The 25781-nt window shown below is 48.0% G+C and carries 17 protein-coding genes; 8 read left to right on the top strand and 9 right to left on the bottom strand.

What is annotated here, in order from left to right; translation table 11 throughout:
- Positions 1–309 precede the first annotated feature (309 nt).
- From N836_RS54575 to N836_RS54560, 4 genes are all read left to right on the top strand, one after another.
- The gene (locus N836_RS54575; protein ID WP_023073297.1) at positions 310–1857 is read left to right on the top strand and encodes a phytoene desaturase family protein; all 1548 of its coding nucleotides are present in this window, start codon (positions 310–312) and stop codon (positions 1855–1857) included.
- A gap of 57 nt (positions 1858–1914) precedes the next feature.
- Positions 1915–2598, top strand: coding sequence for a transaldolase family protein (locus tag N836_RS54570; RefSeq protein WP_023073296.1), 684 nt, complete (start codon positions 1915–1917; stop codon positions 2596–2598).
- Positions 2595–3317, top strand: coding sequence for an alpha/beta fold hydrolase (locus N836_RS54565; protein WP_023073295.1), 723 nt, complete (start codon positions 2595–2597; stop codon positions 3315–3317). The genes N836_RS54570 and N836_RS54565 overlap by 4 nt, the downstream gene beginning before the upstream one ends.
- A 133-nt stretch (positions 3318–3450) precedes the next feature.
- Positions 3451–3987 (top strand): DoxX family protein, encoded by a 537-nt coding sequence (locus N836_RS54560; RefSeq protein ID WP_023073294.1) that lies wholly within the window; start codon positions 3451–3453, stop codon positions 3985–3987.
- Positions 3988–4054: 67 nt separating this feature from the next.
- Here the strand turns inward: N836_RS54560 and ttcA are convergent, their stop codons facing one another.
- Positions 4055–4852: a tRNA 2-thiocytidine(32) synthetase TtcA gene (ttcA, locus tag N836_RS54555; protein ID WP_023073293.1), complete on the bottom strand. Its 798-nt coding sequence runs from the start codon at positions 4850–4852 to the stop codon at positions 4055–4057.
- Between the two features lie 186 nt (positions 4853–5038).
- On the opposite strand from ttcA, the gene glmS reads away from it, so the two are divergent.
- The gene (gene glmS, locus N836_RS54550; RefSeq protein WP_023073292.1) at positions 5039–6937 is read left to right on the top strand and encodes a glutamine--fructose-6-phosphate transaminase (isomerizing); all 1899 of its coding nucleotides are present in this window, start codon (positions 5039–5041) and stop codon (positions 6935–6937) included.
- Positions 6938–6999: 62 nt separating this feature from the next.
- On the opposite strand, the gene N836_RS54545 is transcribed toward glmS, so the two are convergent.
- The 5 genes from N836_RS54545 to N836_RS54525 all read right to left on the bottom strand — a co-directional run bounded on the left by N836_RS54545 (position 7000) and on the right by N836_RS54525 (position 13414).
- Complete coding sequence (locus tag N836_RS54545; RefSeq protein WP_023073291.1) at positions 7000–8862, bottom strand: CHASE2 domain-containing protein; 1863 nt, start codon at positions 8860–8862, stop codon at positions 7000–7002.
- Between the two features lie 122 nt (positions 8863–8984).
- On the bottom strand, positions 8985–9833 hold the full coding sequence (locus N836_RS54540; protein WP_023073290.1) for a FecR family protein: 849 nt from the start codon (positions 9831–9833) through the stop codon (positions 8985–8987).
- 386 nt (positions 9834–10219) lie between these two features.
- Positions 10220–11884, bottom strand: coding sequence for a DEAD/DEAH box helicase (locus tag N836_RS54535; protein WP_023073289.1), 1665 nt, complete (start codon positions 11882–11884; stop codon positions 10220–10222).
- Positions 11885–12244: 360 nt separating this feature from the next.
- A complete protein-coding gene (locus tag N836_RS54530; RefSeq protein ID WP_023073288.1) occupies positions 12245–12688 on the bottom strand; it encodes an NUDIX hydrolase in 444 nt (147 codons plus the stop codon).
- Between the two features lie 63 nt (positions 12689–12751).
- Positions 12752–13414 (bottom strand): TetR/AcrR family transcriptional regulator, encoded by a 663-nt coding sequence (locus N836_RS54525; RefSeq protein ID WP_023073287.1) that lies wholly within the window; start codon positions 13412–13414, stop codon positions 12752–12754.
- Positions 13415–13617: 203 nt separating this feature from the next.
- On the opposite strand from N836_RS54525, the gene psbA reads away from it, so the two are divergent.
- Positions 13618–14715 carry a photosystem II q(b) protein gene (psbA, locus tag N836_RS54520; protein ID WP_023073286.1) on the top strand — a complete coding sequence of 366 codons (1098 nt, stop codon included), beginning with the start codon at positions 13618–13620 and terminating at the stop codon, positions 14713–14715.
- 269 nt (positions 14716–14984) lie between these two features.
- Here the strand turns inward: psbA and N836_RS54515 are convergent, their stop codons facing one another.
- On the bottom strand, positions 14985–16016 hold the full coding sequence (locus tag N836_RS54515) for a glycosyltransferase (protein WP_023073285.1): 1032 nt from the start codon (positions 16014–16016) through the stop codon (positions 14985–14987).
- 720 nt (positions 16017–16736) lie between these two features.
- On the opposite strand from N836_RS54515, the gene N836_RS54510 reads away from it, so the two are divergent.
- Together N836_RS54510 and N836_RS54505 are read left to right on the top strand one after the other, a co-directional pair.
- Complete coding sequence (locus N836_RS54510; RefSeq protein ID WP_023073284.1) at positions 16737–19952, top strand: TIR domain-containing protein; 3216 nt, start codon at positions 16737–16739, stop codon at positions 19950–19952.
- Between the two features lie 84 nt (positions 19953–20036).
- The gene (locus N836_RS54505) at positions 20037–20948 is read left to right on the top strand and encodes a DUF928 domain-containing protein (protein WP_081716881.1); all 912 of its coding nucleotides are present in this window, start codon (positions 20037–20039) and stop codon (positions 20946–20948) included.
- A 4-nt stretch (positions 20949–20952) separates the two neighbouring features.
- Here N836_RS54505 and N836_RS54500 read toward each other — a convergent pair whose 3' ends face one another.
- Both N836_RS54500 and N836_RS54495 read right to left on the bottom strand, forming a co-directional pair.
- A complete protein-coding gene (locus tag N836_RS54500; RefSeq protein ID WP_031292919.1) occupies positions 20953–23745 on the bottom strand; it encodes a CHAT domain-containing protein in 2793 nt (930 codons plus the stop codon).
- Between the two features lie 79 nt (positions 23746–23824).
- The gene (locus tag N836_RS54495) at positions 23825–25639 is read right to left on the bottom strand and encodes a ShlB/FhaC/HecB family hemolysin secretion/activation protein (protein ID WP_023073281.1); all 1815 of its coding nucleotides are present in this window, start codon (positions 25637–25639) and stop codon (positions 23825–23827) included.
- Positions 25640–25781 lie beyond the last annotated feature (142 nt).

The following is a 25781-nucleotide window of genomic DNA, read 5'->3' as shown; positions in this document are numbered from 1 at the left end:
CATCATCGAATTAACACGATTACTCCGATAAACTAATTTCAGTCTTCAGAGTTTAGGACCCTCTGAAGTTCAATACCGAACCGGTTCATTTAAAAGCGCCTATACTAGGGCCACTCCAGCAAAGCTGCTCTGCTAACTGGAGTGGTCTTACTATGATTGGCTTTATTTTGCTTGATTGCACGCTGATGTTTTCTGGGGCTGAGGTTGGTTGTCTTGTGTCTGTTGTTCTCTCGGTGAGACGGCGGCATGCCTCTAGCAATTTGAGGCCAGGGAGATGACAATTCCCTTAGCAGTAAAAACGGTAGGTGCATGGAGCGTACGGAAATTGTTGTAATTGGCAGCGGCATAGGTGGACTTTGTTGTGCAGCGCTGCTGGCTCGCTATGGCTATGATGTTGTGGTATGTGAAAGCCACGGTATTGCCGGTGGTGCCGCCCACGGTTTTAATCGAGGCGGATTCTTCTTTGACTCTGGTCCCTCTCTCTATTCAGGTCTATCCTATAGCCCATCGCCCAATCCCCTGAGACAGGTGTTAGATGCCATTGAGGAAGATGTCTCATGGCTGAATTACAACACCTGGGGATGTTGTTTGCCAGAAGGAGATTTTAATACTACGGTGGGTGCCGAGCAGTTCTGTGGTGTTCTGCAAACACTGCGCGGAGAAGAGGCGGTGCGAGAGTGGCGACATCTACAACAGATTATGCAGCCCTTAGGTGCTGCGGCGATTGCTTTACCGCCAGCGGCAATGCGATTTGATTTGAAGGTTGTGCAGACGGTGGGGCATTTTCTGCCCTCTTTGTTTAAACAGGGCTGGCAGGTGGCTCGTCTAACGGGTCCCTTTAGTCGCATTATGGATGGCGTTGTGCATGATGACTTTGCCCGCCACTGGCTAGATATGCTGTGTTTTCTGCTCTCTGGTTTGCCCGCTACGGGAACGATTGCAGCTGAAGTTGCTTTTATGTTTGCCGACTGGTACCGTCCGGGGGTTCAGCTCGACTATCCCCAAGGAGGCAGTGGGGCTCTGGTGGCTGCGCTGGGGCGCGGGATCCAGAAATATGGTGGTGAAATCAAGCTCAATGCCCACATTGAAGAGATTTTATTAGAGGGAGATAAGGCAGTTGGGGTACGCTTACGCCATGGTCAGGAGATACAGGCGACCAAAGCAGTCATCTCCAATGCGTCAGTTTGGGACACCTTGAAACTGTTGCCGTCGCTGCCGTCCAAATTCAAAGGGTTTCTGCGAAAACGGCAGGCCACACCTGAGTGTGACAGCTTTATGCATTTACATCTGGGGATTAATGCGGCTGAGCTGGATGATTTAGCCTGTCACTACATCGTGGTGAATGATTGGAGTCCGGGCATAGAGGCTCCCCAAAATCTAGTGCTGGTCTCAATTCCATCGGTGCTTGATCCAACCTTAGCGCCAGCTGGAAAGCATACGATTCATGTGTATACACCTGGCAATGAGCCTTATCATTTATGGGCTGGCCTGGAGCGTAAAAGTGCTGAGTATGCCCAGTTAAAACAACAGCGATCGCAAGTGATGTGGCAGGCCTTAGAACGAATTATTCCGGATATTCGCTCCCGGTGTGATGTCACTTTAGTGGGCACCCCCCTCACCCATGGTCGTTTTCTTCGCCGCCATCATGGCTCCTACGGTCCCGCCATTCGAGCGGGGCAAGGTGTTTTTCCCGGCCCCCGGACCCCAGTGCAGAATCTTTGGTGTTGCGGGGACTCAACCTTCCCAGGCATTGGGCTACCGGCTGTAGCTGCTAGCGGTATGGTGTTGGCAAATACCCTTGCCCCTGTTGACCAACATCTGGATATGTTGCGAGCAATTGGTGTGCTTGATGCTTAAAAGACGTCCATTCCCCCTCACGTATGAAATACTCGGTGCAGTTGCTGGAGTCCTACTGTGAACTTGCGTCTTTATTTGGATACTGCTGACATCACTGCCTGGGAAACCTGGCTACCCGTAGGCATTTTTTATGGGGTAACCTCTAACCCGCTACTGCTGGAACGGGCACAGGTTACATGTACGGTTGATTCGCTAACAAAATTGGCAACAAAAGCATTTGTTCTGGGGGCTAAGGAGGTACAGCTGCAAACCTGGGGAGATACTCAACAGTCTTTAATTGCCACGGGGCATGCTTTAGCAAAAATTGATCCGCGAGTGGTGGTCAAAGTGCCGATTACTCAGATGGGGACAACGGCGGCAGCGACCCTGATTGCTGATGGTATTCGGGTGACCATGACGGCTGTGTATGAAGTGCCGCAGATTTTGGTGGCGGCTGCCCTGGGGGCAGAATATGCAGCCCCCTATCTGGGGCGGATTAACGATGCGGGCCGCAATGGTCGAGAGGCCTTAACCCATATGCAACAGGCTCTTAATGGTGTCAACAGCTCAATGCGCATTTTGACAGCCAGTATTCGCGAGGTGGAGGATATCGCCTATCTAGCTGCTCAGGGACTCAATACGTTTACCTTTTCCCCAGGCATTGCGGCCGCATTTTTTACCAGTGAGCAAACGGCAGCCGCTACTGCTGCCTTTGCAGCCTCGGCTCTGGCCATGGGGGCCGCTGATAGCTTTGTAAAATGAAGACCTTATGGTGCCTCCACGGTAATTTGCAACAGCCTGGTGTCTGGGGTGCGCTCACCCAGAAATTACAGCTCAAAGAGCCAGATTTACACATACAGTTGGTGAATCTGTGGAATACTCTGGCTGTTGACTGTTGGACCTGGACTGAGTCCTTCTGTCAGATGGTTCAAGCAATGACGACCCAGCATAATCAGCCATACCTATTGGGCTATTCTCTGGGTGGGCGATTAGCATGGCATGCGTTGGTAGCCAGACCTGAGCTGTGGGCTGGTGCTGTGATTGTCAGTGCTGACACTGGCCTGGCCCATCCGCTGCAAAAAGAGCAGTGTCTAAGCCGCGATCGCGCCTGGGCCTATCGGTTTCTCTCTGAACCCTGGGATGACTTGCTGGCGGAGTGGGATGCCCTCCCCGTTTTCTGCGGCAGACCTTGCTTAACTCCTCGCTTAGAAGCCGAGTTCGACCGCCAAAAAATTGCCCGCGCTTTTGAGGTTTACTCGAAAGGGCATATGGATGACTTAACTAACGCGATCCAAGGTCTATCAATGCCCATCGCTTACATCACAGGCAGAGACGATCAGCGCTATTGCCAGTTGGGGCAGATGTTAGAGCAGCAATGCCCGACCCTGACCCATAGCCAAATTGCACAAGCTGGCCATCGTGTCCCTTGGGAACAACCTGATGCATTTCTCAGCACCCTGATGAGGTCGATATCTCAATAGGTTCAGCCAATCTGCTGCTGTGGATTGGGAATGAACCATAGGAAATCTTCAATTAATTGGATTTGCTTTTCTTAATTAACTAGTTACAATTTTTAATATACGAAAAACCCAGTTTGACACATTAACAATAGCCATGGCCCCTAAGTCCTTAATCGTTTCTCTGTTTAAACCCAACGTCAACTTAAACCTGGTAGCCCAGACAACCTTGTCAATTGTCAGAGTGATGGTTGGCATCATGATGGTTCATAACGGCTTTGATAAACTGGCCAACATTGAGAGCTTTGCTGCTGCCTACGTAGAATACTTAGGGCTGCCGTTCCCCATTTTCCTCAGCTACGTTGCCGCCTACACCGAGCTAATTGGTGCTCCGTTAGTTGCCTTTGGTCTATTGACGCGCCCCGCCGCATTGGGACTGTTCAGTACGATGTGTGTGGCGATGTATCACCACATCAAAGTAGCCGGTCTGAGCCTGCCCTATTTAGAGCTATCGGCCATTTATGCGGCTGTGTTCCTATTTTTTGCCGTTAATGGAGCCGGACTATTTTCAGTGGATGGACTGATTACCTACTGGCTTAATAAAAATGCTCTGTCGACTAAGGCTAAGCAAGTGATGAAGCTTGAAAAGAGTTTTGAAGCTTCATCTGCAGAGAAAACGCCTGTGGCTTCCTAAGCTTTCCAGCTCTTGAATCTCAAAGCCGATCGAGGGTTGCAGGGCTGCCCCTACTGGGGGCAGCTTTTTAATGGCTGTCTGTGGTTAATCCTCTAAAGTCAAACAGTTCTGTATCCGCTAACTGCGATGGGGAGACATTTTGAATGCTGCGGAATAAGCTGTCAGTGCGTCCAGGAAACTCTGCTTCCCACTGCTGTAGCATGCGTTTAATGTTGGCCCGTTGCAGATTCTCTTGGGAACCACACAGATTACAGGGAATGATGGGAAACTCTCGATACCGAGCATACCGGGCAATGTCATTTTCCGGACAGTAGGCCAGCGGCCGAATGACGATGTGCTTGCCATCATCCGTACGCAGTTTGGGGGGCATGGCTTTTAAGCGGCCACCGTGGAACATATTCAAAAACAGCGTCTCGACAATGTCATCCCGGTGATGTCCCAGAGCTATTTTTGTTACCCCTTCTTCACTGGCGACTCGATAAAGAATCCCACGTCGCAGTCGAGAACATAGCCCGCACATCGTTTTTCCTTCAGGAATGATGCGGGTCACAGTGCTGTAGGTATCTTCCTCAACAATGCGATAAGGCACCCCTGCAGATGCAAGATACTCAGGCAAAACATGCTCTGGAAAGTCGGGTTGCTTTTGATCCAGGTTGACCGCCAGTAGCTCAAATTTAATCGGGGCACTGCGCTGCAGCGACATTAGTAATGACAGTAGGGTATAGGAGTCTTTGCCGCCGGATAAACACACCATCACCTTGTCGTTTGCTTCGATCATGGTGTAGTCATGAATGGCTTTACCCACTAATCCCCGTAGGCGAGCTTCCAATTTTTTGGCATTTTTGGAGGGTAAGGTGGCAACCATAAAGACTGTGTACGGTATTAAGAACAATGAGTGTCTGAACTAATGGCATCCAAAATTGGATGACCGTTGGCGGAAAATTAGATTTGGGTTTAGATAGTTCAGTAACTTAGCAGCAGGCATTGTCAGTCTAATCACTAACCCAGTAAATCATAATCGTTGGATTTACAGCTAAAGGAGACATCATATATGTGTGGAATAGTTGGCTATGTAGGCACTCGGGCCGCTAGCAATATTTTGATTGAAGGATTACGTAAGCTGGAATATCGCGGTTATGACTCAGCCGGGGTCGCAACTATTAGCGAGGGCAAACTTAACCGGGTGCGAGCTAAGGGGAAGCTGCAGAACTTACAAGACAAACTGGATGGTTTAGAAGACCCCGCCCGTTTAGGGATTGGTCATACCCGCTGGGCGACCCATGGCAAACCCGAAGAGCATAATGCCCATCCCCATACTGATGGTAGCGATCGCATCGCGGTGGTACAAAACGGTATTGTCGAAAATTATCGAGAACTGCGGGAAGGGCTGATTGCTAAGGGGTATGAATTCCAGTCTGAAACCGATACCGAAGTGATTCCCCATTTGATTTCTGACTATTTAGCAAAGGGTGCAGAGGGGCCGCTCGTCCACGAATCTGAGCTACTAGAAGCGGTACGCCAAGCTGTGAATGACTTGGATGGTGCGTTTGCCCTGGCTGTGATTAGTACCGATTTCCCTGATGAGTTGATTGTGGTGCGACAGCAGGCTCCACTCGCCATTGGTTTTGGGCAAGGTGAATTATTCTGTGCCTCTGATACGCCTGCAATTGTGCCCCACACCCGTGCGGTGTTGCCGTTGGATAATGGTGAGCTGGCCATGCTGACGCCTTTAGGGGCAGCGATTTATGACTTTAACGGGCGGCGTCTGAAGAAGCATCCCATTACCCTGAGCATCAATCCCACCATGGTGGAGAAGCAGGGGTTCAAGCATTTTATGCTGAAGGAAATCCACGAACAGCCTGGTGTGGTGCGTACTAGCCTGGAAACCTATCTGGCTGATGATTGGACGCCTGAGAGCGACAAGTCACCAGTAAATTTGGGGCTAGATGCCAGTTTGCTAGCTGGGTTAGAGCATGTCCAGATTTTGGCGTGTGGCACCAGCTGGCACGCGAGTTTGGTGGGCAAGCACCTACTAGAGCAGCTGGCCGATATTCCTACGGTGGTCCACTATGCGTCGGAATTTCGCTATGCTCCGACCCCGCTGATTGGCAATACCCTCACCATTGGGGTGACCCAGTCTGGTGAAACAGCAGATACCCTGGCCGCGTTGGATATGGAGCAATCTCGACGCCAGGCAAAAGCTGAGGCGTCGTTTTCTCCCCGCATGTTGGGGATTACCAACCGTCCAGAGAGCTCCCTGGGCCGCTTAGTGCCCAATATTGTGGCCACCCATGCGGGTATTGAAATTGGGGTAGCGGCTACCAAGACCTTTGTGGCTCAGTTGATGGCGTTTTACTTCCTGGCATTGGAACTGGCCTATCAACGTCAGACTCTGTCAGGGCAGCAGCTGGCTGAAATTATTGAGGCGATGCGTCAACTGCCTACCCAGATGGAGCATGTGATTGAAAAGCAGGATGGCTATACCGAAGAGTTAGCCCATGACTTTACGGAAACCCAAGACTTTATCTTTATTGGCCGTGGCGTTAACTATCCGATTGCGCTGGAAGGGGCGCTGAAGCTAAAGGAGATTAGCTATATCCATGCGGAGGGGTATCCGGCGGGTGAGATGAAGCATGGACCGATTGCGCTGTTGGATGCCAAGGTGCCGGTGGTTGCGATCGCAGTTCCCGGCTCTGTCTATGACAAAGTCCTCTCCAATGCTCAAGAAGCCAAAGCTCGTGATGCCCAGCTGATCGGTGTTGCCCCTGCCAACGACCCCGAGGCCGAACACACCTTTGATACTCTGCTGCCGATTCCCAGAGTAGATGAGCTGCTTTCTCCCCTGTTGACGGTGCTACCGTTGCAGCTGTTGTCTTATCACATTGCTGAACGACGCGGTCTGGATGTGGATCAACCTCGTAACTTGGCTAAGTCTGTCACGGTTGAATAGGGTTCCAGCACTACTAACATCCCAAATAACATTCCAACGTCTAGAGCTAAGTTTCCCTAGCTCTAGACGTTGTCTAGTTCACCGAGGGCATATACGGTGGTTTGAGCTGTGCGGCCCCGCAGCTGGATTCGTGCTTTTTCAGCAATGATGTCGTAGTGGTTGGCGACCCGTTGATAGGTAGCCTCACTCATCAAAATTGGGTAGGGAGAGCTTTTGGTCAGTTGTTTAGTCATGTCCTGCAGCCGTGCAGCAATATTGACCGTATCGCCAAAGAGAGAATAGTTGGCGCGATGGCGACTACCAACAGTGCCAGCGACTAACGGACCTGTGTGCAGGCCGATGCCAAATCTAACGGTTGGCAATCCTTGGGCTGCAAACTCTTGATTGAGATCTTTTAAGCGGTTCACCATGGCCATACTGGCGTTAACAGCGGCCAACGCATCTTGTTGAATAGCATCCTCTCCTGACCGGGACACAGGCGCTCCAAATGCTGCCATAATGGCATCGCCAATGTATTTGTCCACTACACCCCCATGAGCCATAATGCACTCCGTCATCACCTCGAAATAACGGTTTAGCCAAAAGATAAGCTGCTCCGATGGCAGTGTTTCAGAAATTGTTGTGAACCCCCGAATATCACTAAACAATAATGTGGCTGTGAGTTCTTGAGAGTGAATTTGTCCTTGGGTTAGAAGTTCATCTTTATGCTTCCAGATAAAGTCTGCCATCTCTGGAGATAAACTGATGGCAAAAAGATCGGTCAGGGCTTGTCGTTCTCGTTGTTCGGCTACCTGGAGAAACATCATACCCAAAAGTGTTGTGCCGATGGGAGCTGCCATGGGTAGCCACAGACCGGCGATAAATCCGAGGTAAGTGACGAGAAACCAGGCGGGAATGAGAGCGATCATAAATATGAGTCTTCCCCGTAGCCCTATAGGCTGTAATACCAAGCTGCTGCCCAGGGCGCTGAGGATGATCAAGCCGAGTGTCCAGCTGTTTGGGAGACGACTGAGAAACCGATCGTTTAATAAGTTATCTAGAATGGCGGCATGTAAATACACTCCGGAGGTCGGAATATCTTGCTCAAAAGGTGTTCTGATTGGATCTTGGACGGACCCTATGACCCCAGTGGCGGTATAGCCTACGAGTAAAATTTTGTTCTGGAGCTGATCGAGCAGGGCGTCATTATTTAAGACTTCGCCAAAGGAGAGGGTTGTTAGCCCTTGAGGCGATACTGTTTTGTTGTGATCGGGTCGGGTAAGGCCTGGCCAGTTGATCAGTATCGGCCTGCTTTGATCAAACTGTTCAGGCTGTTCTAAAAACCTGGCTGATTGTGTGGAGAGTGCAAGCGGGGTATCTGTAAGCAGGTTGGTAATTGTGCGTTGATAAACATCTAGTAGGGCAATGGCAAAACTGGGGGCTAATGAAGCTTGATAGCGCTCGTAGAGAAAACTCTGGCGACTCAGACCATCGAGATCGGGTGTGTGTTTTACATGGCCGAGGTCGAAGAAGCCTTGAGCTGGTGTTGTCAAGGTAGATGTGACCTGAATACTATTTCCTTGGCCATCACCGCCAACGGCCAACACCACGTTGTTGCTAAAGCGGATACTTTCTGCCAGTTGGGCATCGTTGGCAGTTGTTTCTGGCATGAGAATGTCGAACCCGATGGCAGCGGGCTGTGCTGCCATCAGGTGATCGAGGAGGTTGGCGTAGCGATCGCGAGGCCAGGGGTAGGGGCCATAGGTTTCTAAACTCGCATTGTCAATGGCAATGACGACGATACGGTCATCCCACTCAAGAGCGTCGAGACGATCGCGGGTGAGGAATAGCCCTGTATAAACCATTTGCTCTAGAGGTTCCCATACACCTAGACCAAATAGACTGACACCTAACCCAGCGGCGGCTAATCCAGGCCCCAGGAACATGTTGATCCAATGGGATCGCGCTTTGCTCTCAAATCTGGATTTAATAGTTCCCTGAGCCCATCTTAGAAGCTGCCTCATGACCCACGCTGCTAGGTTTGTTTCTCATCTTAAAGGCTTTCATCTCAATCATTCGATAGCCAGGGCAAGATCCGGTGGGTGCGAGATTCTCCTACAGCATTTTGAACGCTTAACATGACTGGCTGATTGCGACTGGTTAAGTAAAGCTTTTGGGCAAAATGACCTGAACGACTGACCGCTACATCTTCTCCCATCGCCAAGAGACTATTGGCTGCATCAATGCGGCCCGCCATATAAAAGTGATCCTCTCTCCACTCATAGATATGCCATTGAATATCCAACTCACGGTCAAGGGTGCGAGCCGCTGTCGGTGGCTCCCCTGGATGAATAATCGAGACCATACCAGCGTCCACCGGCACGGAAACATTTTGAGCACTGGCTTCCACTTGCCCTTCTAAGGTGGCCACATTTGTCTGACCTTCCTCATCAACTGACACCCCAAATTCCGTACCGCGTACTGCCGCTACACCACTGGGGGTATGCAGTTCTAACCGTGAGTTTGGGTTGGTAAAGCGTCTGACCTGGAGTCTTGCTTGCCCTTGGGGCACATCAATCACAGTGATCTTGGCCCCATCGGATAAAACGGATAGCCGCTGAATAGTAATCTGTGTATTTTGTGCGATCGCTACAGTGCCGATGCCATCATCAACGGCGAGGTGAGCGCTGGAGCGATTGCCTGTAATTAAACCGTGACCGACTGCCGATAAACGCGTTCCCACCTGTGCAGTTTGACGACGACCCACCACCGCAACTACATTCCCTGAGGTGCGCTGTATGCTTAACCACCGTCCTGCTGCAGATTGAGCCTGGAGTGCCGTTGCGAATAAGACACCAGCCGTTGTTGCTACAAAGGACCCTAACGCTAACTGTTTTACTTGTTTGGATGGCAGCATAAGATGCACATGCATGGTTGGACTGTGAGCTAGTATCGGCAAGTGAGACTAGCAACGTTGATGTCGCTAAGATGCCCCACCATTATTTATTTCCTACTGTTATTTCTAAGCCTGACAAGTCCTTAATAATCCGGAATCAATTTTGTCGGTTTATATTTCACAAGTCGTCTATTGCCTGTACTTAAAGGCGTAAAGCTTTTTGAATAGGCAAATTAAAATGACCTGTAAATCAGCTAAAAGGCTTGGCCACATCGGCATTTTGACGCTTGTTGTTCGGTCCAGAATACTTCTTGAACATAGATGAGTTTGCCACCTTGATGCTCTGGGGAGCTGCAAAGGCGAATGTAAACAGTGAAATATCCGTAGGGAATTTTCCCCCCTCTTGTTTAGCTGGATTGGGGGGTACTTTCGTGAATCGTGAGCTGTTTCCAGCTGCCGGGACCCACTTCTTTTTCAAACTCATAGGCAACCCAGTCATCGCGCTTGCCCAAACGTCGGGCACTTTTGCGCAAATAGTCGAGAATGGTGAGCTGCTGTTCCCAACTAGGGCGATGGCCATAGAGAGAACCACGGCACCATTCCGCTTGAGCTTTACGGCCTGTGTGTTCAAAAAAGGACCGCTCAGCCCAGGTGGGAGCGTAGTTACTCTTGAAGGCCCGGCGTCGATGACCGTGAAATAGCTGCACCAGGGTGGGAATATCATTAATCTGGTGAGCTTGCTGAGAGGAGTAAATCTGCACCATATCTTCTAGCAAGATCGGCCGATCTTGCACCCACTGGTGTCCGCATTCGGGGCATTTCACAATAAACGAATACACAATTAACCCACAGGCCGGGCAGGGTTTTGTCGGTGCTGGGCCACCCTGACCCGAGGACTGACTGCGGGTAGGCAGAGTATATTCGCGAATGTCTTCGGGGAACCCCAGGCGTTCTAAATTACCGGCCTGATCCAGGATAATGCCGTAGTGTTTGCCGGTTTGGGGTGAGATGCGCATAACGCGTCCCAGCTGCTGAAAGTGGAGGGCGCTAGATTTTGTGGGGCGTAGCATCAGCCCCACTTCTACGCTAGGTTCATCAAAGCCGATACTAATCACATTGCAGGAAGTGAGTACCAACAGTTCCGATTTGCCGAGGGCCTCGTATAGGCGCTTGCGTTCTTTAATCGGTGTATTGCCATCAACGGTGTCTGCGGCAATGCCGACCTTACGGAATTCCTTAGCGACATTGCGGGCATGGTCCACATCGACGCAGAAGGCGATGGTGCGTTTGTTGGGGACCAGCTGCTGCCATTCTTCGACAATGCGCTCTACTAGCTCGGGGCGATCGCAAGCGGTTTTGAGGTCTTTCTCATCATAGTCTCCCCCTTTAGTGCCTACCTTTTCCAGGTTAGCCATGCTGTCTATGGGCATGCTGAAATACTTCAGCGGAGCCAGATAGCCCATATGTTGTAGTTCGCTAGGTACTGGCGATGCCACCAACGTATCCAGCACATCTCCCAGCTGTTCTTTGCCCAGCCGTAGAGGCGTGGCAGTCATCACCAGGTGGACTGCATTCGGATGAGTTTTATGCATTACCTGTTTGCCAATCTGACTAAACAAAGTGATGTGACCCTCATCGTAAAACACCACATCAGCAGGCCAGTTTTTCCACCAGCGCCGTTTGGCCATGGTCTGAATGCTGGCAATTTGAATCGGTGCATCGGGGTTTTCGGGCCAGCCAGCTTTAATAAAGCCACAGTCCAACCCAAAAGACTGCATCTTTTCATAGGTTTGCCCCACCAGCACATCCAGATGTACCAAAAACATCAGTTTACGCCCGGCGGATTCGGCATGGGCACAAATCTGACCACTGATAACAGTTTTGCCAGCACCAGTACCCGCAATAATGGCAATTCGGCTATGACCTTCGTTAAGTTTGCGATACAGGTCGTTGACCAGGTCTACCTGATAGGGGCGTAATTTTGGGGGGGCCGCTTTTGTCCGAGTAGGCGGGACGTCATCTAGTGATGCTGCTGCAGGTTGGGAATTAGGTGGCACCTCGGCCATAGTCATTTATGGGTTCATTCGCTCCTCACAGGGTAATGCATCTGGCTGGGGTCTGGTCAACTGGTGGTTGGCAAGGTAGTGGGGCCATTGCCGGATAATAAAGTCATTACTAGTCATTAATGAAGTTTGGTCAAGTCTGTTTTGGCGACATTGACATTGGATAAGATGTCCGTAACTATGAATATAGGCATCATTTCTGCAGGAGAATGGCTCTACCGGCAATACTTCATTGGTCTAATGACCGGCGGTGTTCAGGCACTGTCGGTTTTTCTTTTGATTTTTTGGACATCATGCTCGGTTGCTAGTGCCCCACTAACTCAAGTGTTTGGCTACCGCGCACATTTTTTCGTTCTTGCCTATCGCTGCTTACGTGAGATCATCTTGCCGAGCAATAAATGCCAGTAAGGCCTGCTGATGGGGGGTACCGAGGGGACGATCTTCGCCGACTTTGGAGGAATATTTATAGCCGCGCTGTATGTCTGCAATACCGCATAGGCCTATATCTTGGCCTTCATTCAGTTCCAGGGTTGTAATTGGTACCGTTAACTCGGTCTGATAGAAATAACGAATGACGTGCTTGTCTTCGTTACGCTCAAATAATGTGATTGTTGTGGGGGTGTAGCAAATCTCTTCATAGAGTTCTCTTCTTACCCCTGTCTCTGGGTCTTCACCAGGTTCTAGATGTCCACCAAAAAATCCCCAATGACCAGGAAATAGAATATTGGGAAAATCGTCCCGTAGCTGCATGAGAAATTGATCGTTTTGATGGATAATTGCGATCGCAACTTCTACTTTGTCGCTAGCCGTCATGAAATCCACCTCATGAAGTTAGATCTCAGATTACCCTAAAGCCATTGATATCATAGCCGGGGGCTACCCGTCGGTCTGAGGGTGCTTCAGCACACCGGCTAGAATAAATGCGATCGCAGACTCTGCGTAGGCTTCTACCGCCTGTGGTGCTAGCCATTCACTTGCTGGCACCAAATTTCTCAGATTGTTCTCCGCATTAAAGTAAAACGTCACTGTACCCATGATATGAATCATCGTCAACCAGGGGTCCAGGGGGCGAAAATAGCCCTCATCCACCCCTTTCTGCAAAAAACTCACCCCCAAGTTAATAGGGACTTCCCAACCCGTTAGCTTGAAATACTTACCTTCATTACTCATGGCCTCATGGAGCAGCACCTTACCCTGATAAGGGTGGTCAACTTCATGGGCGACAGCCGCCCGCAGAAATGTCCTCAAGACATCCGGTGGCGATAGATTCTCTAGATTTAAGGTTTCAACAGCGACCAAAAAAGTAGCCGCATAGCGCTCTAACACTGCCTGGTACAATTCTTCCTTCGTACCAAAATAGTAGTGAATCATTGCCTTGGTAACACCGATATTGGCAGCGATGGGCTCTGTTCGTGCCCCCGCTAGCCCATGGCGTGCAAATTCCTCTTCAGCCGCATCTAAAATTTTTGCTTTGGTGGCTTCCGGGTCACGGCTTTGCCGCTTTGCCGATGAGCGCTTTGATTTGGCTGACGACTTCACTACAGGCTCCGCAGATAGAGGATTCTTACCTATAGGATACAACGCCTCTCCAAGGCATATCGACAGGTTTTCAAGACCTAAACTAACTAACTAGTTAAAAAGTTATTGACAGATTTAGTCAGCGCCTTTAAATTAACTAACAAGTTAGTTTAACTATTTGGTTAGTTAATGCAACTTAACCCTGTCGTCTTTTCGTCAGACTTATGACAACAACTTTGCAGAGACGGGACCAGGTCGGTCCGTGGCAGCAGTTTTGTAACTGGATAACCAGTACAGAAAATCGTCTTTACGTGGGATGGTTTGGTGTTTTAATGATTCCCACCCTCTTGGCGGCCACAGCCTGCTTTGTGCTGGCATTCATTGCAGCCCCTCCCGTTGACATTGACGGTATTCGTGAGCCTGTAGCGGGTTCATTACTGTTGGGCAACAACATTATTTCTGGGGCTGTAGTGCCCTCTTCCAATGCGATTGGTTTACACTTCTATCCCATTTGGGAAGCCGCTTCCCTTGATGAGTGGTTATACAATGGGGGGCCTTACCAACTGGTCATCTTTCATTTTCTCATTGGCATTTTTGCTTATATGGGGCGTGAGTGGGAACTATCCTATCGTCTGGGTATGCGCCCCTGGATTTGTGTCGCCTATTCTGCTCCAGTGGCTGCGGCTACTGCAGTGTTTTTGATTTATCCCATTGGTCAGGGGAGTTTTTCCGATGGCATGCCCTTGGGTATTTCCGGTACCTTTAACTTCATGCTGGTGTTCCAGGCAGAACACAATATTCTGATGCATCCATTTCATATGATGGGGGTAGCAGGTGTATTTGGCGGAGCGCTGATCAGTTCCATGCATGGTTCTCTGGTAACTTCTTCCTTGGTGAGAGAAACCACTGAAATCGAGTCTCAGAACTATGGCTATAAATTTGGGCAAGAAGAAGAGACTTACAATATTGTGGCCGCCCATGGTTACTTTGGTCGCTTAGTCGGACGCACTAATGAGATTCTCTTAGGTGTAGATGCTAATAGTCGCTCTCTTCATTTTTTCATGGCGGCTTGGCCAGTCATCGGCATTTGGTTTACGGCTTTGGGTATCAGCACCATGGCCTTCAATCTCAATGGATTTAACTTTAATCAGAGCATCCTTGATTCCCAGGGGCGTGTCATCAGCACCTGGGCCGATGTCATTAACCGGGCCAATTTGGGTATGGAAGTGATGCATGAGCGTAACGCCCATAATTTCCCCCTTGATCTAGCCTCAGATGAGGCAACTCCTGTGGCGATAGCGGTTTCTTCCCTGGCTAGCTAAAAGTTACTCAGCGAGTGGTGTTCTCATTCGCTGTAAGAGACTGAGCTGCCTGACTAAAAAGGGCCTCACTTAAACGGGATGACTAGACCTCGCTAGTAGATCTTGTGATTGAAGTGATGATGAAGTCCTCCCATCTGATAGCAATCTGCTGAATGCTATCAGATGGGAGCTTTTTTCTGAGTTTAGGTCTGGGGCGCTTGACTTAAACCACTTTGAGCACGAGAGTCATGGGCGATGGCAAGTGCTGGATGGTTTGCTCCTATGCTGTCTTAGCTAGATTCAGACAACTTTTGCGTGACTGGCTTTGAGGCATATAAATAATCTAGACAATGGCTAATGGTGCCGATGATGAAAGCGAGCCCCCCATAGAGAAAATATAACCAGTGCCAGGGAATTGCCCTCAGGCTAAATAGTAGCCCTCGTTTGTTGTAAAAGAAGCGATACACATCAAGGTTAATCAGTAACAAACTGAGTCCTAAGCAAAGTGTGGCTATGGATAGCCAGGGCGTGAAGCGAGTGGCTGCACTGCTGCTGATCAGGGCGAAGATGAGGATGACGCTAAGTTGGTTGGTGGAGCTCAGGTTGAGGTCATGGTTTGAGCTGCGATCGCACAAAATTAACTTTGTCCAAGGCAAGGCTCTGTAAAAAAACTCAGTCTTGAGGAGAGAAAATATATCCCATCGCTTTAAGTGTTTAACCTGAATGTCTTTACAGAGAGCAATCGAGTAGTGGGCTTGCTTAAGACGGTAGCCAAGCTCAATATCTTCGATACAGGGCTTATGGTAGCCTTCATCAAAGCCATTGACAGCCTCAAACACTGAACGACGAATGGCACCACAAGCACCCCAAAAGGTAAAAGCAGTTTCTGAAGAGACCTGATGTGTATAGTGATGGAATAAATTTTTATACTGAGATAAAAAGTTGTCTGCCTCTGGCCTGTCGTCATAGGAACCAATCAGGGCTGCTAGTTCTGATGACTCTTGAAAACGCTGTCGGATCAGGTCTAAAGTATTTGGGTGAACAGTCACATCTGCATCCAGAAATAGTAGGATATCACCTGTAGCCATTGTGGCACCTGTATTTCTAGCACGGGCAGGGCCCCCAGAAATCTTTAGTCGAACCACTTTAGCGCCAAATGTTTTGGCGATACGCCAAGAGCCATCTGTCTCACCATCAGATACAACAATCACTTCATCGTCAGGTTGTAGGGTCGACTTGAGACTAGCTAGACATTTCTGAAAATTCTCTCCACCGTTATACACCGGAATAATAATTGAGAGGCTGTTTGGGGTGGCTGTCATGACAATGTCAAAAATCAATAGAAAACAACTATTAAAAACAAAAAATAGTCAAAAACTTAATCAAAAAATATCTAAAAAGTTTGACTGTTGACCCGATTCGAGCTGCGATCCCATTAAAAAAACACTCTGAGATCCCTAGACTGTTAGCTCAGCACACTGACCCATAGCCGTTGCTAATTTAAAGGATGAATCGATCTGAAAGACATGCAATTAGCCTAGACTGAACAGATGAAATCATAGTTTGGAGCAGCAACGGTGCTCCATAAATACCCAGATGTATTTGTACTAAGTAAAGTTCATTGATGTAACCACACAAGCTTGAGTAGATGCACTCTCAAGATACACAGATCGGTTGGCTAATCGGTGGGATCAATCTATTTCTTGGAACAAAATCAACGAAAGCAGGTTTTAAAGGATTAATACTTCATAAAGTGTGAATCAAACAGCTAGGAGTGACGCCTCGATTGAAAGTATTGCTTGCACCATATACTTTCAATCCTGACTAAGCCCAACCCAGGGTTTTCACCTGTGTGTCGATGGCGATCGCCATCGACACACAGGCATTCCATAGAACGCCTCTTGCTTGAGGTGAGGCATCAAAATATTTCAAAATTTCAAATTAGCTCCCTTCCAGAGATTAACGATGTCACATATAAAAATATAGAAGCAATCATCGATACTCTAGATACTATGGGAAGGTTCATCTATGGGTTGCAGAGTATGACAAGCTTTAAGGACGTATTCATCTCCTATGGACGTGCTGACAGCAAGGAATTCGCCATCAAGTTAGAGAAACGTCTTGTTGAAGCAGGATTTAGTGTTTGGTTAGATCTAAACGATATTCCGTTAGCGATCGATTTCCAAAAGTACATCGATAATAGTGTGCCTAAGGCCCATAATTTTCTTTTTGTTGTTTCTCCCTATGCGATTAATTCTGAATATTGTGCCTTAGAGCTTGAGAAGGCACTCCAGTTCAATAAGCGAATTATTCCCTTGATCCATGTGGAAGAAATTTCACGGGAAATATGGCAGCAAAGGCATCCTCAGGGGGCAGATGACGATTGGCAACAGTATAAAGCTGAGGGGCGGCACTCAATTTATCCGAATATGCGTCCTGCTATTAGTAAGCTTAACTGGGCTTTCTTCCAAGAAGAGAAAACTGACTTTGAACAAGCAATCCAAGGCTTAATAGGGTTGCTGAAGACTGAAGCTGCTTATGTTCATCAGCATACAAAACTGCTCGATCAAGCTCTGACCTGGATGGATTATCAGAATCAAACACGGTATTTGTTGACAGGTAAAGCTTGTCAATCAGCAACAGATTGGCTGTTAAGTAAAAATGAATTAGTCTCTTGTTACCCTTCTGGTTTGCACAGTGAATATATTTGTCAGAGCATTAAAAATGCACAGAATTTAATGTGTCAAGTCTTTCTTTCTTCGGCAGCGGAAGATGAGGAAGTAGCACAACAAATTCGCCGTAGCCTCCTGCAGCATGCCATCACTGTATGGACCAATCGTACCGATGTTGTGACAGGTGAGGATTTCCTGAGTGCCACATATCGTGGTATTGAGGAAGCTGATAATTTAATTTATCTGATTTCGCCTGATGCGATAGAGTCTCATTTTTGTCGAGATGAATTGAACTATGCTCTATCACTGAATAAACGGATTATTCCTGTCCTAGTTCGCCCTACCAATGCGGCCAAAATTCCACGGGAGATTCGAGGGATACAGTATATAGAACTGATGGAGCTGACTGAAAATACTGAAAAAAGAGACTATTTCATAGATGAAAGTCAACTGTTACAGATTCTTAAAAAAGATGAGCCTTACCATAGAGAGCATAAGGAGCTTTTGGTGAAGGCGCTGAAATGGGAGCGACAAGAGAAGAATCCTAGTATTTTATTAAAACGCCATAGTCTCAACTACTATTCAACTTGGCTAGAAATTGCCCAACAGCGAGAGCTGTATGCTCCAGTTCAGCTACAAGAGAAGTTTGTGGATGTTAGTTTGCAGCAATCACCTGATACAACTTTGAATGTCTTCATTGCAGCAGCAGCAGCAGATGTTGATTTTGCTAGAAAGTTAAATGAGACCCTACAGGTACATGGGCAGTCTACTTGGTTTGAACAAGAGAGCCTAGTGGCAGAATATGACTATGAAGAAGAAATTAACGCAGGAATTACCGCATCTGAAAATATTATCTTTGTTTTGTCTCCTGATGCAGTGACTTCAAAAAAATGTACCCAAATAGTTGACTATTCATTAAGTCTAAACAAGCGTATTCTAATTGTTCTTTATGATGAAAGCCACACAATTGAATTGCCTGAGCGCCTGAAAGATGTTTCTGTCTTTGACTTTAGACGACAAGATGGAGACTTTTTAAGTAACTTTGGTCAACTCTATCGTTCTCTTGAGAGTAATCCTCAATATGTGCGTGAGCACACACTGCTATTGATTAAAGCAGAGGAGTGGGAACAGAAAAATCAAGATGATAGCTTTTTATTGCGAGGGCGTACGTTAGCCTCTGCAGAGGCTTGGTTCAACCAAGCCCAGGAACAGAGACCTCAACCTACAGAATTGCAGCGTCAGTATATTCAGGCCAGTCGTGAGCTGCCATTACGACGAATTCATCCCTTGTCTGTTATTGGGATTGGGGCAGCAACTACCCTGATTGTTGCTTTGGCTCGCATATTGGAACTGTTTCAACCAGCAGAAATGTTGGCTTATGGACATTTGCTTAGGCAGCGCTCTAATGAATCCCAAGACAATCGTTTTCTGATTGTGAAGGTTGATCAAGCGAGTGGGAGAGATTTACGTGATAAAACGATCGAGGGCAAGTATAAACCTGGGATTGGTAGTATCCCAGACCAAGCATTGCTAGAAGCTTTAGAAGAATTAGAATCCCATAATCCAAGGTTGATCGGCCTCGACTTTTATCGGGATTTTCCGACTGATCCTGAACTCCCCGAACTTGCGAAACGGCTAGAGACTTCAAATAACTTGATTGGTATCTGTAAGGCCACATCGGGTGAAGGAGAGGCATTGGCTGCTGCAGGGGAGGTGGTTAATTCTGATTTAGGTGGTTATCTGCCTATTAGCGAAGTATCCCGTGAGGACTATCGGAACCGCATTGGTTTTAATGATGTGCTAGATGATGGTAACTTCACAACGCGACGTCATTATTTGGTTAAGGCAGCTGATGCTGAATACTGTGATGTGCAGTCAGCATTTAGCCTCGTTCTAGCAAGGCGTTATTTAGAAAAACAGGGCAGCTCCTATACATCGCCCCTATATGAGCAGGATGGAATGATCCAGGTTCAACCGAATGGGATGAAGGTAAATCAAGTGACTGTTCCGCAGCTGAGAGCCGGAGGGCGAGCTGGAGGATTATATTTTGACTCGGCAAAGTTGGCAGGTTATCAAACGCTCTTGAACTTTCGGGTAGTGGATGGTGAACCTCAAAAGTTTGCCCCTGTGGTGACATTTAAAGATGTGTTGGCAGGCAAATTTGAGCCTGAGCAAGTTCGAGATCGCATTGTCCTTATTGGCTATACCGATCTCTCAGACAATAATACTGATTCTTGGAATACTCCCTTTAATGAGATGTCTGGCGTTATGCTCCATGGGCAGATGGCCAGTCAGCTCATTAGTGCTGCGTTGGATGGCCGCCCTCTAATCTGGTGGCTGCCTATGGGGGGAGAATTTCTCTGGATTTTTAGTTGGTCAGTAGTCGGTGGCTTTATTGTGTGGGGGTTTTATCGCCCGTTGCCATTTGCCTTAGCGACCAGTGGGGGTATTTTGCTCATTTACACGATTAGCTGGAGAATGATGTTTAGCTATGCCGGGCTACTGCCTATGGTGCCTGCGATCGCAACCCTGCTCCTAACCGGGGGCATCATAATTTTTTGCAACTATCGTTTGCGGAAAGTCTGAAGCATCAATTGTAATTAAAGAACGAGCAGGGTTGTCACAGCCTGTTAATTAGATTTCAATCACTTTCTTACCGGGAAAATTTGAATGAATAGGCAGTCTTGGCAACACACACCACAGAGTCGGATACTTAATGCTCTATGCCTGGCAGGGCTGAGTATGTCATGGACATTGGCAGCGGTATTACCTGCTCAAGCAGGAATTTTAGATCGGTTCAGAGAAATTTTTCAACCTGGTCAAGAGTTGAAAAGCGCAACAGGGACTCGCCGGGGAGGAGGCTCCCGTGATTTTTGTGAAATTCCTATCTCTGACGTGGTTGAGTCCAGTATGGCTAGCGTTCCTTCTGGGACTGTGGATGAAACAACAGCATTGCGCCCTAATGCGTTGGTTGCGTTTGCGCCATGGACAACTGAGGTTGATCCTGACTTGGGTGAACAAGAGATTTTGGTAGAAGGTAAGACTTTGGATGCCTATCCTAGTTTTAGTCTCTATGTCCCCTTTACTAGAGCAGATAATCAGGCTAATTTGGAGTTCTCCATTTCCAATGTTGAAACATCTGAATATGTGGCCGAGCCTTTTGCACTCGAGCTTCCAGAGACTGCTGGGGTGGTGACCATTCAGATAACAGACACCCCGATAGAGGATACACAGTCTGAAACGACTCAATTTAGAGGTTTACAACCCGATACAGTGTATGAATGGACGGTGACGCTGCGGTGTAATACCCCTGAGTCATCCAGTAGTTTGCAGTCAGTCAGTGGTTTAATTTCTCTTGCCTCGGATACTGAATTTTCCTCATCAGATATAGAGGACTATTTAGAGGAAGGCATGTTAGAGGCCGGTATCTGGTATGACATGGTGGCCCAGTTGGCAGTTAACCAAGAACAATATCCAGATGAGTGGTCTGCAGTGCTGGAATATGTTGAACTCAACGATGCAGTGTTTGAGGCCTCTGTGACTTCATTTGTCGTACCTGTCGCTGTCCCTGTAACCGAGTAGCCAACTAACGCCAGCTGCCGATCAGCACATAGGGAGCCCAAAATTTGTTTCTACTCTTATAAATACGTTTCATATCACGCTGTGCTTGTTGTAAGGCAACGGCACGGCTTGTATGCGGCTGCTCTAGATGCTGATAAAATGAGCGGGCAAATGTGACACTGGCTTTGTCATCTACGCTCCAGAGGGTAGCAATGGCGCTACGAGCTCCGGACTGGACGGTCGCTCCTGCCAGACCTAGGACAGCTCGATCATCTCCGGTGGCAGTTCTACAGGCGCTAAAAATAATCAGCTCAATGGGGTTTTGAATTGCTTGGGTATTGCGGAACCACTCGCTCAGTTGATCGATGGGAATTTTGCCATCCTGAGCTACGATAAATGTCTGTTCACGATTGGAGGAAAAGGTTCCATGGGTGGCCAGGTGGACGATTTGATAGTTGGCATTGTTGAGCTGTTGATTGAACTTGGATTGGGTAAACTCTTCTTCTTGTAAGAGCTTGGCTGAGGCCTTACTGTTGTCAATTGTTGCGAGCTCATCGGTTACGTTGGGTAAAGCAGGCCAGTTGGGAGGGTTGGCAATACCAGCAGCGAGTACACGCAGGTCTGCCCCCTTGGGTAAAGGATCAGATTCTCTGACTTCAATGCCAAGATTAAGTGCGATCGCATATTTTTCAAGTAAATATTGCTGGCCGTCATACAAAACCCCCATGGGAATTGCTTGCAAAGGACCGTCTAGGACAAAGATTAGCGTTGGATTTTGAGTGCCCTGCATGGCCGTTTCTAAGGCCTCAGCCAGGGTTGGTGCATTCTCTAATTGACTACCCACTTCCTTAGCTAAGAAGAGATCATCATATAGCTCCCTACTATTAGTGCGAAGTCGACCAATGGCACCCCTGGCATAGGCATCTAGTGGGATTTGAACTCGCTTCACAGTGTCTTCAATCGTATGCTTAGCCACTGGGGAAGAGAACCGTCTCAGGATAGGCTGAGCCTCAGCTTTTTGTGGATTGATACTGTTGTCAGCTGGTAGCTGTAGCAAGATTTCTAAACGATCTTCTAGAACAATGGGATAAATGCCCGCATTTCCCGGCTGCAGTGTTTCACCCAATTCAGTCTTTGTATCAACACAGGCTGCCTGGAAAAAGTTTTCTAGTTCAGCTACCTGTAGAGAGTCCATTACCTGTCGCACGAGGTTTAACTCTTTTTGAGATACTTGCTCTGCAATATTACTACCCTTACTTTCTGAGGAGGGTGCTAGCAATAGGGCAATCAACTCTCGATAAATCGGCTCAATGTTGTCCCGAAAGTAAAACCGCTGATCGGCATTGGCGATAATCAGATCGGTACGCAGCTTTTGTAGTGTTTCAAAGGCTTCTGTGTAGGCTGCGATCGCAGCTTCTCTATTACCATGCTCTTTTAGAAGGTGACCGAGCTGATACTGCCACTGGTAACTAATATCTTGAGCCCGAATAGATTGTGCTTGGTTTAGGGCTTGGCGAGTAAGCTCCCTGGCCATGGTTGTCTGCCCAGCTAACTCATAGAGTTTAGCCTGGTGGCCTAATACATAGGATAGGGATCTCTGGTCATCTAGTTGACGAGCCTGGTCTTCTGCCTCATCTAATAGCAGCTGCACCTCTGACCAATCCACAGCAGATGTCCGAATCTGTTTCCAATTCATTAGACTCTGGGCCAGATTTACCCGAGCATAAACAGCTTGCCGCCCTAATGGTAGACTGTTAAGCTGCTCTTTTATCCTGCGATATAAGGATTGTAAGATGACGGGCAAATTCTTTCTTTCGAGCTGTTGTCTTTGCTCATTTGCGGTGACTGGAGCATCAGCAAACCATCCCCTAAAATCAGGATCTACTTGTAAGTTGAACTGGTTAAGACGCGCCTGTACAGCCAATAGGCTGTGACCACTATTTGTGGTTACCTGCTGATATGCATTTAGACTGTCTGATAAATAGCGGTAGGCTGCAGTGTGATCGATTTTAGACTTACTAATTTCACCCAAAAATTGGTAGCGATAACAGTTACCTTTACTTAATGCGACTGCCGCCGTAAGGTCTGTTCTGTTTAAGGCTTCGCCAATGAATTCACTCTGATTAAACAAATACTGTACCTTGTCACATAACGCCTGTGTTGTAGGCCTTTGATCGTTTTCTGCTGAGTTGATAAGCGTAATATTTACTTTGCCTGTAGTCCACAAGATATCTGCCAACTGGCGGAGTACTGTTGCCTTGACGTCCGAATCTGGCTGATTGCGCAAGGATTTTTCCACATCCAACAAAATGACCTGTACCTGTTGAAACAGCCCTATAGTCTGTAAAGCCTGGGCTTGTTTGAGCTGACTCAGGGCTGCTCGATTCGTTTCACCTAGCTGGGTATATAGCTGAGCCGCCTGTTGCCAGCTGGAGGCTGCTGCAGATGATTCTCCCCTGGCTAATTGCAATTGTCCCCGTACATCGAGTGCTTGGGCTTGGAGTGTAGTCCGTTTGCCAGAGGTAACGGCTGGAATAAGTTCAAATGCAGTGTCAATAGCCGTAGTAGCATCGTCCCAATTACCAAGCTGTTGATAAGTTAAGGAAAGATTACTCAACGCAATTGCTTGGGTGAGGCTATTGTTTTGTTGCTGAATGATCCTATTGAGCACTTTGGCAGCAGCGTCATAGCAACCAGACTCATAGAGCTTTTGAGCTTGGGATAAGGAAACCTGGCTGGGAATCGCACAGCTGATGACTACTGTCGGCTCCGTCACCTCGGGCAACTGGGCAGTGACACGCCCAGTTCCTAAAAACATTAGGAATATAGCCAGACAACAAATCAGTACATATCGCAATTTGACCATTGCCACCACCCCGGAACGCTCTATAAACAATCTAAAAAAAGGAATACCTGACTGAAAAATAAATGCCACTTTCCTGCAAACTATTGTCATCACTGTCTGATGCTGATATCAATGGAATGCCCCAATCGAGGCGGGCGTCGAGGTTGGGCTGTTGCCAGAGAAGCCCTGTGCCAATGCTCAGTAAGGTATTGGGATCAGGGTTCAGACCGTTGATATTCCAACCGTGACCAAAATCCATAAACGGGGCAACCTGTAAAGTACCATCAAGTTTGGCAATACGCAGGATGGGAAATCTTGCTTCTGCAGAGGCTTGAAACCCATTATCGGTTAGGAGCTCTTCCTGGCGATAGCCTCGGACTGTAGCCTGTCCGCCGATGCCAAATTGTTCTGCTGAGAACAAATCGTCACTAGCCAGTTGGACACCGCCCCGTAGTAAAAAGAGGGCATTATTTTCCAGTCGTCGTATCCATTGGGCTTGCCCTTGCCAGGAGATAAAAGAGTTGTCGGGGAGGTCTGGATCGTTATTGGTCGTGCCGTCGAGAAAGCTGCCGAGGCCTAGATTGAATTGCGATCGCAACGAAATCACGTGTTTGGTATTGCGCTGGGTCCAGTCTTGGGAAAAGCTAAGCACCGAGGTTATCGTGCGTCCCTCACTATCTGCACCTGTCACCAATGGGAAGGGCCCAATATCACCAAAGCCCAGTTCAGTTTGGCTAAATTGCCGGGATAGGCTGAGCCCCAAGTCAAACTGATGTTTGGGAGTTTGTACTAGAGGATGTTTAAAGGAAAGGCTGTAGTTACTAGAGTCAGAGCTAATATCGAACACCTCAAACGGGTCCTCGATTACCTCGTTATGGGCAATTATCGCCGATGCCGTGAGAGTGGTGTTATGGGGGCTGATAGGCAGGGTATAGCTACCGTTAAATTCGTCACTACCATTTGTATTGACATAGCCAAGAGAGACAGCATCTCCCAACCCCAATAAATTATCCTCTTGTATACTCAGTCCTCGTCGCAAGCTGCCAACACTAGGAGAACGATTATTATTCAGATCTAGAGTGACATCAAAACTATCCGCTTCAACCACCTCTACTACCAGCAGGTTGGTGCCTGGGATGGTCCCAGCCTGAAGGTCTGCGCGAATAGTTTCAATGAGAGGATTTAGCTGTAACAGCTGTAACCCTTGCAGTAGTTTTTCCCGATTAAGAGGAGCTTTTGCCGCGATGCCTAATCGGCTGCTAATGTAGCCAGCTCGCAGGCGACGGTTTCCATTGACCTGAATATTTTCCAATCGACCTTCAATGGCCTGTAGGGTGACAATACCATTAATAAAAGAGGTATCAGCTGGGATGATGGCTCCAGACGTAACATAGTCATTTTCTATATATAGGCTAGTAACGGCGTTGCGGGCCAGTACTATTTGGGCAAAGGTAAGCTGACGTCCGGTCGGACAATCGATGGAAGCACCCACTGCTGGAACAGTCGGATTCTCTGTTAAGGTAGCTGTAATGGCTTTGGATAGTTCCTCGTCTGAGAAAACAGTGCTGTCTAATACCTGAAAATCTCTGACACAGAGCCTTTCAGCATCATCTGGAAGAGGGGCAGTTGGGATGAGGGGGGGATCTATGTTGGGTAGCAGTTCCTCTGGCTGTGGTTCAGTGGGGATAGGTTCTATCTCGGGGAATGATTCGGTATCTCGGGGAGTTAAGTCTTGGTCTGACGGTAGTGGGGTATTAGGTAGAGGTGCTGCTTGAGCAATGAAAGACTCTAAAGGAGCAGATGTTGTTGCTGGTTTAGCTGAGGGGAGTACGTTCCCCCATGCAGGAGTGCCTATATAGGGCAGCATAGCGCTCTTTAATGACTCTAGCAGTATAAAATAGGAGTAGCTATCGGCCCAAGTTGGTCAAACCGTACTCATGGTGACACCCCGAGCTGCTCAACCTACCGTCAAATTTATCGATGACTACTGCGAGTCCTATCGAGACCTG

Source organism: Leptolyngbya sp. Heron Island J (assembly GCF_000482245.1).
Taxonomy (GTDB): domain Bacteria; phylum Cyanobacteriota; class Cyanobacteriia; order Phormidesmidales; family Phormidesmidaceae; genus Leptothoe.
This window is presented reverse-complemented; position numbering and strand designations above follow the sequence as displayed.

Bases quoted from the DNA above. Each gene is read 5' to 3' on its own strand.
- N836_RS54575 (WP_023073297.1), top strand. From the start codon at position 310: ATGGAGCGTACGGAAATTGTTGTAATTGGCAGCGGCATAGGTGGACTT.
- N836_RS54565 (WP_023073295.1), top strand. From the start codon at position 2,595: ATGAAGACCTTATGGTGCCTCCACGGTAATTTGCAACAGCCTGGTGTC.
- N836_RS54560 (WP_023073294.1), top strand. From the start codon at position 3,451: ATGGCCCCTAAGTCCTTAATCGTTTCTCTGTTTAAACCCAACGTCAAC.
- ttcA (WP_023073293.1), bottom strand. From the start codon at position 4,852: ATGGTTGCCACCTTACCCTCCAAAAATGCCAAAAAATTGGAAGCTCGC.
- glmS (WP_023073292.1), top strand. From the start codon at position 5,039: ATGTGTGGAATAGTTGGCTATGTAGGCACTCGGGCCGCTAGCAATATT.
- N836_RS54545 (WP_023073291.1), bottom strand. From the start codon at position 8,862: ATGTTCCTGGGGCCTGGATTAGCCGCCGCTGGGTTAGGTGTCAGTCTA.
- N836_RS54540 (WP_023073290.1), bottom strand. From the start codon at position 9,833: ATGCTGCCATCCAAACAAGTAAAACAGTTAGCGTTAGGGTCCTTTGTA.
- N836_RS54535 (WP_023073289.1), bottom strand. From the start codon at position 11,884: ATGACTATGGCCGAGGTGCCACCTAATTCCCAACCTGCAGCAGCATCA.
- N836_RS54530 (WP_023073288.1), bottom strand. From the start codon at position 12,688: ATGACGGCTAGCGACAAAGTAGAAGTTGCGATCGCAATTATCCATCAA.
- psbA (WP_023073286.1), top strand. From the start codon at position 13,618: ATGACAACAACTTTGCAGAGACGGGACCAGGTCGGTCCGTGGCAGCAG.
- N836_RS54515 (WP_023073285.1), bottom strand. From the start codon at position 16,016: ATGACAGCCACCCCAAACAGCCTCTCAATTATTATTCCGGTGTATAAC.
- N836_RS54510 (WP_023073284.1), top strand. From the start codon at position 16,737: ATGACAAGCTTTAAGGACGTATTCATCTCCTATGGACGTGCTGACAGC.
- N836_RS54505 (WP_081716881.1), top strand. From the start codon at position 20,037: ATGAATAGGCAGTCTTGGCAACACACACCACAGAGTCGGATACTTAAT.
- N836_RS54500 (WP_031292919.1), bottom strand. From the start codon at position 23,745: ATGTTTTTAGGAACTGGGCGTGTCACTGCCCAGTTGCCCGAGGTGACG.
- N836_RS54495 (WP_023073281.1), bottom strand. From the start codon at position 25,639: ATGCTGCCCTATATAGGCACTCCTGCATGGGGGAACGTACTCCCCTCA.